Raw genomic sequence first — 14,007 nt, forward strand, 5'->3', positions numbered from 1 at the left:
CCGATGGGCGGGGAGACACAGCCAGCAAGCGGTTCGCGTCAGCGTCTCGATAAATGGCTGTTCTTCACGCGCATGGTGAAATCCCGCTCCCTGGCTCAAAGCCATATCCAATCGGGACACGTTCGCATCAATGGCGAACGTGTTTCCCAGCCCAGCCAGACCGTGAAAATCGGCGACCGTATCGAGCTGCAGCTCGAGCGGCGTGACGTCGTCCTGGTGGTCAAGCAGCCCGGCGAGCGGCGTGGCCCGTTTGAGGAAGCCAAGCTGCTTTACGAAGACCTGACGCCGCCTGCGGATGAGACCAAACGCCTCACCCCCTATGAGCAGGCGATCCGCGCAGCGGGCGCAGGGCGGCCCACGAAGAAAGAGCGCCGTGCAATCGACAAGCTCCAGTCGGGCGAGGATTAGAAAACTCTATCCAAACCGGCCGCTTTTGAAGATCGATTATCCTTGAAATCGGCCTGTAAAGCCGGTAGGTCACATCAACTCGCCGGATAGCGTTCTAGCCTCCCAAGCCAGTACACGCTGCCCCTCCGGCTCAGGGAAAGACGCGACGTTCCAGGTTGGTCTGCCCCGCTCGCGTGAAATCCTGGAGTTCTTCATGACCTATGTCGTGACCGACAATTGCATTCGCTGCAAATATACCGACTGCGTGGAAGTCTGCCCGGTCGATTGCTTCTATGAGGGCGAGAATTTCCTCGTCATCCACCCTGATGAATGCATCGATTGCGGCGTTTGCGAGCCGGAATGTCCTGCCGAGGCGATCAAGCCGGATACTGAGCCGGGTCTCGACAAGTGGCTCAAGATCAACGCCGAATATGCCAGCATCTGGCCCAACATCACCGTCAAGAAGGACTCAATGCCCGAGGCCAAGGAGATGGATGGTGAGACCGGCAAATTCGAGAAGTACTTCTCCGAAAAGCCCGGCTCAGGCGACTGAGACCAAGCTGCTGAAATCCGCTTGAAATCGGGTTCAGATGGCGCTTAAACGTTTCAAGTGATGCTTCTCTAATATGTGAGCCATGTGTTGCCCGCATGACTCACACGCACCAAATTATTGATTTCCTCATATTTTTGTGATAGGTTCTGAACACTGACCCATTTGAGGCACGAAGCGTGCCCAAAACCATCACGAAAGCAAATAAAATCCGTACGCGGTTCCCGTGACATATCAACATCTTGAGCTGTCCGATCGTTGATCGCGCGCATGAATTTCTTTTGCTTCTGTCTGGTGGGACCAGAGTGAAGTCACCCGACGGTAATCAACCGTCTCATCCGGGCCTGACTGACCCGGCTCCGGCCGCCGCCGGAAGCGTAACAGGGAGTTTTTGATTAGAATGACGACCCAGCAGAAAAAACCTTCAGCAGCTCGCCACGGCTTCAAGACCGGTGAATCGATCGTCTACCCCGCTCATGGGGTCGGTACCATCAGCGCTATCGAAGAGCAAGAAGTTGCCGGCATGAAGCTTGAACTTTTCGTAATCGATTTCGAAAAGGACAAGATGCGCCTGAAGGTTCCGGTCGCAAAAGCGATGAGCATCGGCATGCGCAAGCTGTCGGAGACCGATTTCGTTGAGCGCGCGCTCAAGGTTGTCCAGGGCAAGGCACGCGTCAAGCGCACCATGTGGTCGCGCCGTGCGCAGGAATACGATGCCAAGATCAATTCGGGCGACCTGATTTCGATCGCGGAAGTCGTACGCGACCTCTACCGCGCCGAAAACCAGCCGGAGCAGTCCTATTCCGAGCGTCAGCTCTATGAAGCTGCCCTCGACCGCATGGCCCGCGAAATCGCCGCCGTCAACAAGATGTCGGAAACCGAAGCCGTCCGCCTCGTCGAGACCAACCTGAACAAGGGTCCGAAGCGCGGCAAGGCCATCGAAGAAGACGACTCTCAGGACGAAGCCGCATAATAGCGCTTTGTTTTTCCTTGCAAAAAACCCGGCCTTCGAGCCGGGTTTTTTATTGGAACTTTTTCCGCGCTGACGCGTTTAAACCTCGTAAGTGCGGACAAAAGCCAGGTGAACCCACCGATCGTCCGCTGTTGTAAACGTTCGATGAGGAGTGGGTCATGACTTCCACATATTGCCAGAGCGGCAACGTGAAGAAACAGATCCTGCTTTACCGTCTGACCGGTACTTGATGAAGAGATAGGGCCTCGTCCTGAAAAGTCCAGGAGCGGGGCCTTTTGCATTCGAGAGCTGAATTTGATCCGGACGGCGACGTTCCGGAAACGAACCTTCATTGTTTTTGTTTTGGGCGCGAGGCCTGATTTTAGGAGACCGATATGAAGAACATGTCTGCAGACCGGCGCATGATCAAAATAGCGATGGCGGCTCCCTATCTCGCCCGCGAGGAAGAACATGAACTGGCGATCCGCTGGAAGGACAATGAAGACCGCGGCGCCCGCAACCAGATCGCCATGGCCCATATGCGCCTCGTCATCTCGATGGCCGGCAAGTTTCGCAATTTCGGTCTGCCGATGAGCGATCTCGTGCAGGAGGGCTATGTAGGTCTCCTGGAAGCCGCTGCCCGTTTCGAGCCGGAGCGTGAAGTTCGTTTCTCCACTTACGCCAGCTGGTGGATCCGTGCGTCGATCCAGGATTATATCCTGCGCAACTGGTCGATCGTCCGCGGCGGTACGAGTTCCGCGCAGAAAGCGCTTTTCTTCAATCTTCGCCGCCTTCGCGCCAAGCTTGCCCGCGGCGATACGCAGCTGACCCTGCAATCCATTCATCAGGAAATCGCCGCAGCCCTCGGCGTCAGCCTTGCCGACGTTCAGACGATGGATGCGCGGCTTTCCAGCAACGATGCGTCGCTGCAGGCGCCGTCCGTCTCCGGCGACGCCGACAGTGCCGAGAAGATGGACTTCCTCGTCAGCGACGATCCCCTGCCCGATGAGCAGGTCTCCAACATGATCGATGGCGAGCGCCGCCGCGTGTGGCTCGCCTCTGCGCTGACGCATCTCAACGAGCGCGAGATGAAGATCATCAGCGCCCGCCGTCTCGCTGAGGATGGAGCGACGCTCGAAGAGCTCGGCGCCGATCTCGGAATTTCCAAGGAGCGTGTGCGCCAGATCGAAAGCCGGGCGATGGAGAAGCTCCGCAGCGCGCTCGTGAGCGCCGACCCGCACATGGCCGCCTACGCCTGAACGTTCTTACTCCCAGCAGCACAGACTGGCCCGGTTCATCCGGGCCTTTTTTATTCGGCGATGATTTTGACGCGGTCGCCGGGGGCGACGGTGGCGCCTGTCGGCAGCGCATTGATGAGCTTGAAGAGATCGAGCTTACGATCGGTGCCCATCATGCGGGCGGCAAGCGTCGTGATGTTGTCGCCCGGGCGGACGGTGACGACGCGGATGCGCAGCGGCTTCAGCGACGACATCTCATCCGGGGTCATGCGGCGGAAGCTGGCGCGCAGGACATCCGCCGTCTGCTGCAGGGCCGTGCTGCCCTTCGGAACGGCGGTCAGGAACCGGAAGATCTGCTGATTGTTGCGGATGACCGTGACGTCGAAATCCCAGCGGTCGGCACTGGCGCGGGCGGTTGCCGCTTCCATGCCGTTGATCGTCGTCGCCTGGATCGTCGAGGGATCGAGGCCGGTGACCCAGCCGCTCGAGATATAGTTGGTCAGGCTCTGGTTGTTGCTGTCGGCCACGCCATCGAAACGGATGGCGATATCGCCGGGGCCGGTCGCCATGACGGCTTCGACCTTGTTGTCGATGGTGAAATCGGGCGGTACGTCGAAGCGGATGCCGAGACCGCCATGCAGGAAGGTCTGGCCGCGCACATAGCCCTCTTCCGGGCTGTCGCCGTAGAGCAGACCGTCGATGCCGTCGAGATAGTAATCGCGGCCCTTGTCGCCGACCTTGCCTTCCTGGCCGAAGGCGCGGGCGTGGTCGCGGGCCAGTTCGATGCGCTGCGCGGAATTCGGATGGCTGGACAGGAAGTCCAGGCTCTGGTCGGCATCCGGATCGGCCGACATGAAGCGGCTGTATGCGGCCATGCTGTCGAGGAAGCGGCCAGCAGCATAGGGGTCGTAACCGGCTTCGCCGAGCATACGTACGCCGATGACGTCGGCCTGCAGCTCCTGCTGGCGGGAGAAGGCGGCGAGGCGCAGCTTGCCGCGGGCGAGCGCCTGCTTGCCGGCGATATCGCTGGAGAGAACTTCGGCAACAACGCGGCTGGCGATGACTTCGGCTTCTTCGCGCTTCTGGCGCTCGATGCCGTGATTGGCCGTCACGTGACCCATTTCGTGCGAGAGCACGGCGGCAACCTCGGAGGCATCATTGGCAAGCGCCAGCAGGCCGCGTGTCACGTAGAGATAGCCGCCCGGCAGCGCGAAGGCGTTGATCGCCGGCGAATTCAGGATTGTGATGCGATAGGACTGGCTCGGATTTTCCGAAACGGCCGTCAGCGCGCCGGCAATGCGGGCAACGAGGCGTTCGGTCTTGGCGTCCTTGTATTCACCGCCATAGCTCGCGACGATGCGCGGGTGTTCGCGGGCGCCCATCGCGGCGCGCGGATCGTTCTTCTGCACTTCATCGACGATCTGCGGATTGGACGAGGGCGAGACGGTCGGCTGGTAGGATTGCTCGATGATCGACTGGCAGCTGTTAAGCGCGACTGCGGCAGCAGTCAGCAGCAGCGCATGCCGTCCCCGGTGGCGCAAAGCGGAAAGCATAGTCCTGGAGGGCGCGGGTCTCGTCCACGTCTTCATGCTGTCCAGTCTGGCTCTCCGAGTCATCTTGCTTTTCAGCCGGTTCGCCGCTTTATCGATCCGGCCACTTCCAACGGGGTTCAACAGGCGCCCATCCTGGCTCTCGCAGTGCACAACGGATGGATACAGGTCATTGCTGTAGCTGATTTCCGCATCGGTTGCATAGCGAGACTCTGCTTAATTGTGGCGCCGTTGTAATTTAGCAAGCTTGGCGTGGTTAAGGAGTTCTTTCGCTCGGATGAAATTGTGGCGAAAGTGCCATCGCACCCTGCAGATTCGTCAACCGCGCAGAAATTGCCGCAATGCGGGCATATCTTTTCGCGCGAGATATTCATCGATCGGCGCGGCAAGCGCGATCGCGCCATGGTCGATGAAGACCCCATAGCTGGCGATGCGGCGGACTTCGTCCGGGTCATGCGAGACGACGATCACGGTGCTGCCGGTCTCGCGCTGCATCGTCGTCAGAAGCTCCACCATGCCGCTGCGCAAACCGGGATCGAGGGCAGCGAAGGGTTCATCGAGAAGCAGGATCGGGCGATTGCGGACGAGGGCGCGGGCGAAGGCGGCGCGTTGGCGCTCGCCGCCTGACAGTGTCGCCGGAAGCCGCTTCTCGAAGCCTGCAAGTCCGACCTGCGCCAGCGCCGCCGAGATGCGGCTACGGTCCGCCTGCGTGAGCTTCAGGGCCGGATTGATGCCCAGCCCGATATTGGTGAAGATATCGAGATGGGCGAAGAGATTGTTGTCCTGGAAGACGAGCGAGACCGGCCGCTCTGACGGATGGACGCCGGTGACGTCCCTGCCATCAAGCAGCACCTGGCCACTCTCCGGTATCTCGAAGCCTGCCAGCAGATTGAGGAAGGTCGATTTTCCGGCGCCCGAGGGGCCGGTCACGGCGATGATCTGGCCGCCGGGGAGTGCGCAATCGAAGTGAAAAGCATGGCTGCCAAGTGTCAGGCGGACGTTCTGCATAGCGATATCAGCGGCCGTCATCGGCACCATGTCCTCGCACCTGGCCGGATGTTCCGGCGATTGTCAGCAACAGGCATATCACGCCGAGGATCAGCGCAAAGCCATCGGCATCATTGGTTCTGTAGCTTCCCATGCGGCTATAGACTAGCCACGGCAGGGTGATGAAACCATCTGACCCAAAAAGAGCAACGGCGCCGAGATCACCGAGCGACAGCGCCATAGCGAAAGACAGGGCGGTGAGGAACGGCCTGCGCAGCCCCGGCCAATCGATAAGCCGCAGCCGCGCGATGCCGGCGATCCCGAGGCTTGCCGATAGCCGCGCCGTACGGCGCTGATGGACGAGATAGGCCGGTTCGAGCACGCGCATGACGAAGGGCAGCGCCATCAGCATGTTGATCAAGACGACGAGGGCAGGCGCGAAAATTTCTGCATCTCCGAACGGTCGCAGGGTCATGAACCATCCTGTGGCAAGCACGACCGGCGGGGCCAATAGCACCATCGAAGATGCGCCGCCCATCGTGGCGAAGAAGGCGCGGTTGCCACGGCCGGACTGCTTGCTGGTGGCGATGGTCTGGCGGGCGCGGATCAGGGCTGCCGATACCAGCAGCGCCAGTGTGGCGGCGGAGATGGATATACCGAAGCTCATCGCCGCGGCCTGCCAGAAGACGGGTTCGCCAAGCAGTTTCGGCAGGTCGGCTTTCAGGCCGGCGACGACGACCGAGAGAAGTGGCGACAGGAGAAAGGCTGCGACGACGATCAATAGCAGGCTGTCCAATAGCCTCGCTGTGGGCTTCCTGCCATCGAAACGCATTGCTCGTTGGCCCGTCGTCAGCCCCTCGTCAGGGCTCGCTGGCAGGAGCGACATGGCGGCGAGGACGAGGCCGGTCAGCGCGATCTGCAGCAGGGAAAGTGCGACGGCGCGGCCGGGATCGAAATCGAAGCGAAGCGACTGGTAGATCGCCACCTCGACCGTCGTTGCCGCAGGACCGCCGCCGAGCGTCAGCACCAGCGTGAAGCTGGTGGCACAGAGCATGAAGATCAGCCCCGCGATACCGGGGATCAGGCCGCGGATGGCGGGCCATTCGATGAAACGGAAGATGGCGCGCTGACGCATGCCGAGATTGCTCGCCATCAGCCAGTATTCAGAGGGCAGCCGTTCAAGACCGGCAAGCATCAGCCGGCAGGCGAGCGGCAGGTTGAAGAAGACGTGGGCAAGCAGAATGCCGGTCAGGCCATAGATGCTGACGGGTTCGGCGAGGCCGAGTTTCGTCAGCGCGCTGTTGAGCAGGCCCTGCCTGCCCCAGATGCCGATCAGGCCGAGCGCGCCGATCAGGACCGGCAGTCCCATCGGCACCGCCATCAGCCGGATGATCCAGATGCGGCCGGGAAATTGCGGCTGGCGGGCGAGCGACCGCGCGACAGGGATCGCCAGGAAAACCGATAGCAGCGTGGAGAGGACTGCCTGCAGCAGCGTGAAGCGCAGGACGCGGAGGATATAGGGATCGGAAATGATCCCGGCAAAGGCAGCGCCCCCGCCGGAGGCGGCAAGCGAAACGGCAGCGATACCGATGAAAAGCAGGATGGCGGCGAGCGCAATTGCGCCGCCCGCCAATGCATTTCGCCGTTCCGCCGCCGTCTGCAGCATCAGTTCATGCTCATCGCCGCAAGCCACTCGTCGATCCAGGCCTTGCGGTTCTTGGCGACGTCATCCGGCGACATCAGGAAAGTCTTGGAGGGGTTGACGAGCTTGCCGAAAGCATCCGGCAGGGGCGTGGATGTCGCCGAGACCGGCATCATCCAGTTGTTGGTCGGGATCGTGTCCTGGAAGCCGGGGGTGACCATGAACTTCAGGAAGTCGCGGGCAAGATCCTTGTCTGGCGCGTTCTTCAGCAGGCCGGCGACTTCGATCTGGATATAGTGGCCCTCGGAGAAGGCGGCCGCCTGATAGCGGTCGGTGTTTTCAGCGACCATGTGGTAAGCCGGGGACGTCGTATAGGAGAGCACCATCGGCGCCTCGCCCTTGGTGAACAGGCCATAGGCCTCCGACCAGCCGGGCGTGACCGTCAGGATGCGGTTCTTGAGCTTGGCCCAGGCTTCCGGCGCCTTGTCGCCGTAAACGGACTTCACCCAAAGCAGCAGGCCGAGACCCGGCGTAGAGGTGCGCGGATCCTCGATGACGATCTTCTGCGACGGGTCGCCGTCGACCAGTTCCTGCATGCTTTTCGGTGGGTTCTTTACCGTCTGCGTGTCGTAGATGATGGCGAAGTGGCCGTAGTCATAGGGAACGAAGACATCGTCCTTGAAATCGCCGGGTACCTTCAAGGCGCTGGTATCGACGCCGCTGGCGTCAAACAGGCCCGTATCCTTGGCTTCGGTGATCAAGTTGGTGTCGATGCCGAGCACGACGTCGGCCTTCGTCGAGGCGCCCTCGAGCTTGAGGCGTGAGAGAAGGGCGACGCCATCGGCGACGCTCACGAAATTGACGGTGCAGGCGCAGGTCTTCTCGAAGGCTTCCTTCACCTTGGGGCCAGGACCCCATTCGGAGGTGAAGCTTTCGTAGGTATAGACCGTCAGCGTCTTGTCTGCGGCCTGGGCCGGAGCGATGGCCGAGGTAACGGCGAGAAGCGCCGTGGCGAAAATTGCGATCAATGGTTTGCGGCCGGGCATGGCGCGCCTCCTCCTATACAAGTTGTTTCACGGGAAAAGGGCGGTGCCTGGTGTCACGCGCGCATCTAATCCCTCCGCCGGTGTTAACCGGATCAGGTTCCGCGGGTTGGCTTGCAGCCTCTCAGCCAGATGTCCTTTCGGACACAGGCACCCCGTTAGAGCGTTGGCAGATGTATAGCGATGACGGCTTTATGACAAGGGCGAAGCTCGCCCTCATCAGGTCACTCGGCTGCTTCAGCTGCAGCCGCAGAATTCTTTGCCTCGCCGTGGCGCGGCAGCTGTACCGGCTTCAGCAAAAACGCCGCGATCAGGCCGATCAGGGCGAAGGCGCAGGACGTCATGAAGAGCGGCGTGAAGGCTGCCGAATAGGCATCGGCCACCGCCTGGCGGCTGGCTTCCGGCAATGCCGCCATCATCTTCGGCGTCAGCTGTTCGATATCGGCGACACCCGGGATGGAGACGCCGACCTTGGCGAGTTGCGAGCCGATGATCGCGCCGTAGATCGAGATGGCGATCGAGGCGCCGCCCATGCGCGACAGCGTCACCGAACCCGTTGCAGCACCGACGTCACGGGCCGGAGCCGCGTTCTGAACGCCGATGATAGGCACCTGCTGTGCAAGCCCGATGCCGATGCCGTGCAGAGCCATTAGCAGGCCGATGATGGGCAGAGGGGTACCCGCATGAACCTGTGTCAGGAGCGCGAAAGCGATGGCGCTGCAGGAGAGGCTGGCGATGGCGAAGGGCTTGTAGCGGCCGGTGCGCGAGATGGTGCGGCCGGCAAACAACGAACCGCAGACAAGGCCGCCGGTCAGCATGATGAAGAGCAGGCCGGCATGCGAGGGCGAGAGGCCTGTTGTCGTCTGCAGGAAGAGCGCGAAATAGTTGGCCATGCCGATGGCGATCCCGCCGCCAGTAATCGACATGATCAGGAGAAGCGGGAAGGTCGGGTTGCGGAACAGCGACAGCGGTACGATCGGTTCGGCGGCGCGGCGCTCGACGAAGACCCAGGCGATGGCGCAGACAACGCCTGCGGCGATGATGCCAAGGCTCTGCGGCGCAAGGATCGAGCCAAAGAGCTCGCTGCCATCGGCCATCAGCACGATGCTGGTGGTGGTCATCGCCAAGAGCAGGGCACCGGCATAATCGATCTTCGGGCGGCGATGCGGTTTGCGGTAGGGCAGCATCAGCGCCAAGCCGATAAGCACGACGAAACCGATGGGGACGTTGACGAGGAAGATCGAACGCCAGCCGAACAGATCGCTCATCATGCCGCCGAGAACGGGGCCGATGGCGCTGGAGGCCATCAGCACGAGGCTGGAATAGCTTTGGTAGCGGGCACGCTCCCGCGGCTCGAAAAGGTCGGCATTGACGGCGAAGATCGACACCATGATGCCGCCGCCGCCGAGGCCCTGCAGCACGCGGGCGGCAATCAGCGTGTTCATCGAGATGGCCAGACCGCAGACAGCCGAGCCGACGGTGAAGATCGCGATCGCCGTCATCATCACATATTTGCGGCCGAAGAGGTCGCCGAGCTTGCCATAGACGGGCATCACGGCGCTGAGCGACAGGAGATAGGCCGAGCCGATCCAGCCGAAGCGCTCGAGATGGCCGAATTCGCCCACGATCGTCGGCAGCGCCGTCGAGACAATCTGATTGTCCAGCGTTGCCATGAACATCGCGGTCATCAGAAACAGGAAGAGAATAAGCCTGCGGCGGGGATCCGTCACGAGCGGCTGGGAGGCAAGCTGCATATCCATGAAGACAGTTCCGATCTTGATCGCCAATTTATGTGACAAAAGCATATAAATGTCAATGACACTTGAATGACGCAGGCATGTTTCCTTCCCGCAAGCCTTCTGTTATGCTCGCCGCATGAACGAGAAACCCGCCCGAATTCACGAGCTCGATCCCCTGTCGCTGGAAAGCGAAAGCGTCTTGAGCATTGGCCAGAGCATGACCCGCATGAAGCTCATGACGGGCCGCAGGCTGATCGGGCGCCTTGCGATCCAGAGCGTTGCGCCGGATCTCGAACTATCGCATCTCGATGTGCTCGATGCCGTACGCCGCGCGCAGCCGGCTGACGAAGTGACGGTCGGGACGATCGCGGAGATGCTGCGCATCGATCCGTCACGCGCCAGCCGCGTTGTTGCCGACATGGTCAGCCGCAACATTCTTCGCCGCGCGGCATCGCAGGCCGATGCGCGCCGGATCGTCGTGGTAATGACGCCGATCGGCCAGCGGCTGCTTGCTGAAATCCGTGCGCAGAAGATGGCGCTGATCGGCGAAATCCTCGACGGATGGAGCGAAAAGGACGTCGATGCCTTCGCCGCACTCTATGAGCGCTTCATCGACGGCTATGAAAAAGCCTTCGAACGGCGCGACAAGGGTACGCCCGGCTGAACCCTGCCCCTTTCCCTCGACCCCTGCTTTGCGCTATGGGCAATGCCCATGACGGAAACCACCTTCACCATCCTGCTTGGCGGCGAGCTGACGCCGACGGAACGGCTGCGCAGCGCCGTTGCCGGTAGCCGCTTCATCGCGGCCGATGGCGGCATGCGGCATGCGGCCGAGCTCGGCGTCGTGCCGGAGCTCTGGGTGGGCGATTTCGATTCCACGGCGCCTGATCTCGAAGGCGCCTTTCCCGATGTGCCGAAGCAGCCCTACCCGGCCGCCAAAGCCTCGACGGATGGCGAGATCGCCGTCTCGGAAGCCATTGCGCGTGGGGCGAAGAGGCTGATCCTAGCTGGTGCCCTGGCGGGCGAGCGCTCCGACCATGCGCTTCAGCATCTGCTTTACGCCGTCAGCCTTGCAGAAGAGGGTTTCGACCTGCTGCTCACCTCAGGGGTGGAGGAAGCGGTTCCGCTTCTTGCCGGAACCATCGAGCTTGATCTGCCGAAGAACAGCCTGTTTTCCGTCCCCGGGTTCAGCGAGCTGCGCGGGCTCTTCATCGAGAATGCCCGCTATCCGCTCTCGGATTTCCATTTGCCTTTCGGCTCATCGCGTACCATTTCCAATGTGGCGGAAGGCAAGGTCCGGTTCACGCTCGGCAGCGGCCGCGCGATCATCCTTGCCCGCCCTTATGATCTTTCCGGAGTCTGATTCTTGGCGCCTCCCATTCTCAAACTGGACGACATCTTCCTGAGCTTCGGCGGCACGCCGTTGCTGGCGGGCGCAAGCCTGCAGGTGGAGCCCGGCGACAAGATTTGCCTCGTCGGCCGCAACGGTTCCGGCAAGTCGACACTGCTGAAGATGGCTGCCGGCATTGCCGAGGCGCAGTCCGGCGAGGTGTTCCGCCATCCGTCGTCGACCGTGCGTTATCTTGAGCAGGCGCCCGATTTCGCCGGCTTCTCGACCGTGCAGGCCTATGCCGAAGCCGGGCTCGGGCCGGGCGACGATCCCTATCGTGTCACCTATCTGCTGTCGCATCTCGGCCTGACCGGCGAGGAAGACCCGAAGAACCTTTCGGGTGGCGAAGCCCGCCGCGCGGCCCTTGCCCGCGTCATGGCGCCAGAGCCGGATATCCTGCTGCTCGACGAACCGACCAACCATCTCGACCTGCCCACCATCGAATGGCTGGAAGGCGAGCTTCAGAAAACGCGGAGCGCCCTGGTTCTGATCTCGCACGACCGCCGGTTCCTGGAGAAGGTCTCGACGGCAACGGTCTGGCTCGATCGCGGCACGTCGCGGCGGCTTGACCGCGGCTTCGGTCATTTTGAAGCCTGGCGCGATCAGGTTCTCGAAGCGGAAGAGCTGGAGCAGCACAAGCTCGGCAAGGCGATCGAGCGCGAAGAGCACTGGCTGCGCTACGGCGTCACCGCCCGCCGCAAGCGCAACATGCGCCGTCTCGGCGAATTGCAGACGATGCGCTCGCAATATCGCGGCCACAAGGGTCCGCAGGGCACGGTGCAGGCGAGCGTTTCGGATGCGCAGGAATCCGGCAAGCTGGTCATCGAGGCCGACAAGATCACCAAGACTTACGGCGACCGGCCGATCGTCGCGCCGTTCTCGATCCGCGTTCATCGCGGCGACTGCATCGGTCTCGTCGGTCCGAACGGGGCTGGCAAGACGACGCTTCTGAAGATGCTGACGGGGCAGCTGGCGCCGGACGCTGGCACGGTGAAACTCGGAACCAATCTCGAGATCGCAACGCTGGACCAGAAGCGCGAAGACCTCAATCCCGAGGACACGCTTGCCAATTACCTGACCGATGGCCGCGGCGAGAACCTGCTGGTCAATGGCGAGCAGCGGCATGTAACCGGCTACATGAAGGAGTTCCTGTTCCAGCCGGAGCAGGCCCGCACGCCGATCAAGAATCTCTCCGGCGGCGAGCGCGCGCGGCTGATGCTGGCGCGCATCCTGTCGCGCCCGGCCAATCTTCTCATCCTCGATGAGCCGACGAACGATCTCGATATCGAGACGCTCGACCTGCTGCAAGAAATTGTCGCAGGGTTCCCCGGCACGGTCATCCTCGTCAGCCACGATCGTGACTTCCTCGACCGCACTGTGACCTCGACCATTGCACCGGCCGTTCCCGATGCGCCTGATGGTCGCTGGATCGAATATGCCGGCGGCTATTCCGACATGCTGGCGCAGCGCAAGGGCGCGATGGAGGAAAAGCGCAGGGCGGAGAAAGCGGCCGAAAAGCCGAAGGCCGAGGCTTCAGCACAGGCTGACGCGCCGAAGGGCAAAGGCAAGCTCTCCTTCAAGCAGAAGTTCGCGCTCGACAATCTGCCGAAGGAAATGGCGAAGGCTGAAGCCGAGATCGCCAAGCGCGAAGAGAAGATGGCAGATTCCAACCTCTTCACCAAGGATCGCAAGACCTTCGACAAGCTTGCCGCGGAAATGGAAAAACTGCGCGACAGCCTGACCAAGATGGAAGAGGAATGGCTCGAGCTCGAAATGCTGAGGGAAGAGCTCGAAGGCTGAGTTTCACGTTTCCTTGATTCGCCGGTGTCCCGGTGCGGCTCTACATTCCGCCACGGCAGCCGGGGATATGCCTGCTATCGTGGCGACAAGGAATAGTCATATGTCTCGCAAGCTTTCTTCCGCATTTCTGACGGCGCTCGCCGCCGCAGCCATCACCTTTTCAGCCGTTCAGTCCAGCCGGGCCGACGATACGCAGCGCGTTCGCATCCGCGGGATCGTCGAGAGCCTCAATGGCGACGTGCTGACGATCAAGACCCGCGACGGCAGCGATCAGTCGATCGCCATGCAATCGGGCTTCAAGATCGGCGGTATCCAGCGGGCATCCGTCGATGACATCAAGCCGGGCGATTTCGTCGGCGTTGGCTCGATGCCGAAGGGCAGCGGCCCCAATGATGCACTGCAGGTGATGATCTTCCCGGCCTCGATGAAGGGCACCGGCGAGGGCAATCGCCCCTGGGATGCCAAGCCGAATACAGAGATGACCAATGCGACGGTCAGCACCTCCGTCAAGGCGGTCAACGGCAAGACGATCACGCTCACCTATCAGGGCAAGGAAAAGACGATCGCCATTCCCGATGGCACGCAGATTGTCACCATCGCGTCGGCTACCAAGGATGATCTGAAGCCGGGTGCTGCCGTCATCGTCACGGCCGAGAAGGCCGCCGATGGCAGCGTTTCGTCCAAGCAGGTTTCCGTCGGCCTCAGCGGCGTCCAGCCGATGTGATGACT

General features: G+C 61.7%; 13 protein-coding genes and 1 riboswitch. Of the genes, 8 read left to right on the forward strand and 5 right to left on the reverse strand.

Translation table 11 applies throughout. The annotated features are described in order from the left end of the window. Positions 1-3 precede the first annotated feature (3 nt). The 4 genes from F2982_RS09990 (at position 4) to F2982_RS10005 (ending at position 3,148) form a co-directional block, all read left to right on the forward strand. Positions 4-408, forward strand: coding sequence for an RNA-binding S4 domain-containing protein (locus F2982_RS09990; RefSeq protein WP_112718249.1), 405 nt, complete (start codon positions 4-6; stop codon positions 406-408). Positions 409-601: 193 nt separating this feature from the next. Beyond that, the gene (gene fdxA / locus F2982_RS09995; protein WP_112718251.1) at positions 602-940 is read left to right on the forward strand and encodes a ferredoxin FdxA; all 339 of its coding nucleotides are present in this window, start codon (positions 602-604) and stop codon (positions 938-940) included. Positions 941-1,337: 397 nt separating this feature from the next. Further along, the gene (locus F2982_RS10000; RefSeq protein WP_112718253.1) at positions 1,338-1,910 is read left to right on the forward strand and encodes a CarD family transcriptional regulator; all 573 of its coding nucleotides are present in this window, start codon (positions 1,338-1,340) and stop codon (positions 1,908-1,910) included. Positions 1,911-2,284: 374 nt separating this feature from the next. Further along, positions 2,285-3,148 carry an RNA polymerase factor sigma-32 gene (locus tag F2982_RS10005; RefSeq protein WP_112718255.1) on the forward strand — a complete coding sequence of 288 codons (864 nt, stop codon included), beginning with the start codon at positions 2,285-2,287 and terminating at the stop codon, positions 3,146-3,148. 50 nt (positions 3,149-3,198) lie between these two features. Here the strand turns inward: F2982_RS10005 and F2982_RS10010 are convergent, their stop codons facing one another. From F2982_RS10010 to F2982_RS10030, 5 genes are all read right to left on the reverse strand, one after another. Further along, a complete protein-coding gene (locus F2982_RS10010; RefSeq protein WP_112718257.1) occupies positions 3,199-4,743 on the reverse strand; it encodes a M48 family metalloprotease in 1,545 nt (514 codons plus the stop codon). Positions 4,744-4,995: 252 nt separating this feature from the next. Next, positions 4,996-5,706 carry an ATP-binding cassette domain-containing protein gene (locus F2982_RS10015; protein ID WP_203429955.1) on the reverse strand — a complete coding sequence of 237 codons (711 nt, stop codon included), beginning with the start codon at positions 5,704-5,706 and terminating at the stop codon, positions 4,996-4,998. Then, positions 5,693-7,330, reverse strand: a complete 1,638-nt coding sequence (gene thiP / locus F2982_RS10020; RefSeq protein ID WP_203430047.1) for a thiamine/thiamine pyrophosphate ABC transporter permease ThiP — start codon at positions 7,328-7,330, stop codon at positions 5,693-5,695. The genes F2982_RS10015 and thiP overlap by 14 nt, the downstream gene beginning before the upstream one ends. Then, entirely contained in the window at positions 7,330-8,352 is a 1,023-nt protein-coding gene (thiB, locus tag F2982_RS10025; RefSeq protein WP_203429956.1) for a thiamine ABC transporter substrate binding subunit, read from the reverse strand. Before thiB ends, thiP begins: the two co-directional genes overlap by 1 nt. Positions 8,353-8,404: 52 nt before the next feature. After that, positions 8,405-8,517, reverse strand: a riboswitch (TPP riboswitch). Between the two features lie 56 nt (positions 8,518-8,573). Continuing rightward, a complete protein-coding gene (locus tag F2982_RS10030) occupies positions 8,574-10,109 on the reverse strand; it encodes an MDR family MFS transporter (RefSeq protein WP_203429957.1) in 1,536 nt (511 codons plus the stop codon). A gap of 115 nt (positions 10,110-10,224) precedes the next feature. On the opposite strand from F2982_RS10030, the gene F2982_RS10035 reads away from it, so the two are divergent. The 4 genes from F2982_RS10035 (at position 10,225) to F2982_RS10050 (ending at position 14,002) form a co-directional block, all read left to right on the forward strand. After that, on the forward strand, positions 10,225-10,752 hold the full coding sequence (locus tag F2982_RS10035) for a MarR family transcriptional regulator (protein ID WP_112718263.1): 528 nt from the start codon (positions 10,225-10,227) through the stop codon (positions 10,750-10,752). Between the two features lie 42 nt (positions 10,753-10,794). Then, on the forward strand, positions 10,795-11,451 hold the full coding sequence (locus F2982_RS10040; protein ID WP_246777534.1) for a thiamine diphosphokinase: 657 nt from the start codon (positions 10,795-10,797) through the stop codon (positions 11,449-11,451). A 3-nt stretch (positions 11,452-11,454) separates the two neighbouring features. After that, a complete protein-coding gene (locus F2982_RS10045) occupies positions 11,455-13,278 on the forward strand; it encodes an ABC-F family ATP-binding cassette domain-containing protein (protein ID WP_203429958.1) in 1,824 nt (607 codons plus the stop codon). Positions 13,279-13,378: 100 nt separating this feature from the next. Further along, complete coding sequence (locus tag F2982_RS10050; RefSeq protein WP_199627939.1) at positions 13,379-14,002, forward strand: hypothetical protein; 624 nt, start codon at positions 13,379-13,381, stop codon at positions 14,000-14,002. Positions 14,003-14,007: the final 5 nt, after the last annotated feature.

The sequence above is a fragment of the Rhizobium sp. BG4 genome (assembly GCF_016864575.1).
GTDB lineage: Bacteria > Pseudomonadota > Alphaproteobacteria > Rhizobiales > Rhizobiaceae > Rhizobium.

Coding starts and splice junctions, on each gene's coding strand:
- F2982_RS09990 (WP_112718249.1), top strand. CDS start 4: ATGGGCGGGGAGACACAGCCAGCAAGCGGTTCGCGTCAGCGTCTCGAT.
- fdxA (WP_112718251.1), top strand. CDS start 602: ATGACCTATGTCGTGACCGACAATTGCATTCGCTGCAAATATACCGAC.
- F2982_RS10000 (WP_112718253.1), top strand. CDS start 1,338: ATGACGACCCAGCAGAAAAAACCTTCAGCAGCTCGCCACGGCTTCAAG.
- F2982_RS10005 (WP_112718255.1), top strand. CDS start 2,285: ATGAAGAACATGTCTGCAGACCGGCGCATGATCAAAATAGCGATGGCG.
- F2982_RS10010 (WP_112718257.1), bottom strand. CDS start 4,743: ATGACTCGGAGAGCCAGACTGGACAGCATGAAGACGTGGACGAGACCC.
- F2982_RS10015 (WP_203429955.1), bottom strand. CDS start 5,706: ATGACGGCCGCTGATATCGCTATGCAGAACGTCCGCCTGACACTTGGC.
- thiP (WP_203430047.1), bottom strand. CDS start 7,330: ATGCTGCAGACGGCGGCGGAACGGCGAAATGCATTGGCGGGCGGCGCA.
- thiB (WP_203429956.1), bottom strand. CDS start 8,352: ATGCCCGGCCGCAAACCATTGATCGCAATTTTCGCCACGGCGCTTCTC.
- F2982_RS10030 (WP_203429957.1), bottom strand. CDS start 10,109: ATGGATATGCAGCTTGCCTCCCAGCCGCTCGTGACGGATCCCCGCCGC.
- F2982_RS10035 (WP_112718263.1), top strand. CDS start 10,225: ATGAACGAGAAACCCGCCCGAATTCACGAGCTCGATCCCCTGTCGCTG.
- F2982_RS10040 (WP_246777534.1), top strand. CDS start 10,795: ATGCCCATGACGGAAACCACCTTCACCATCCTGCTTGGCGGCGAGCTG.
- F2982_RS10050 (WP_199627939.1), top strand. CDS start 13,379: ATGTCTCGCAAGCTTTCTTCCGCATTTCTGACGGCGCTCGCCGCCGCA.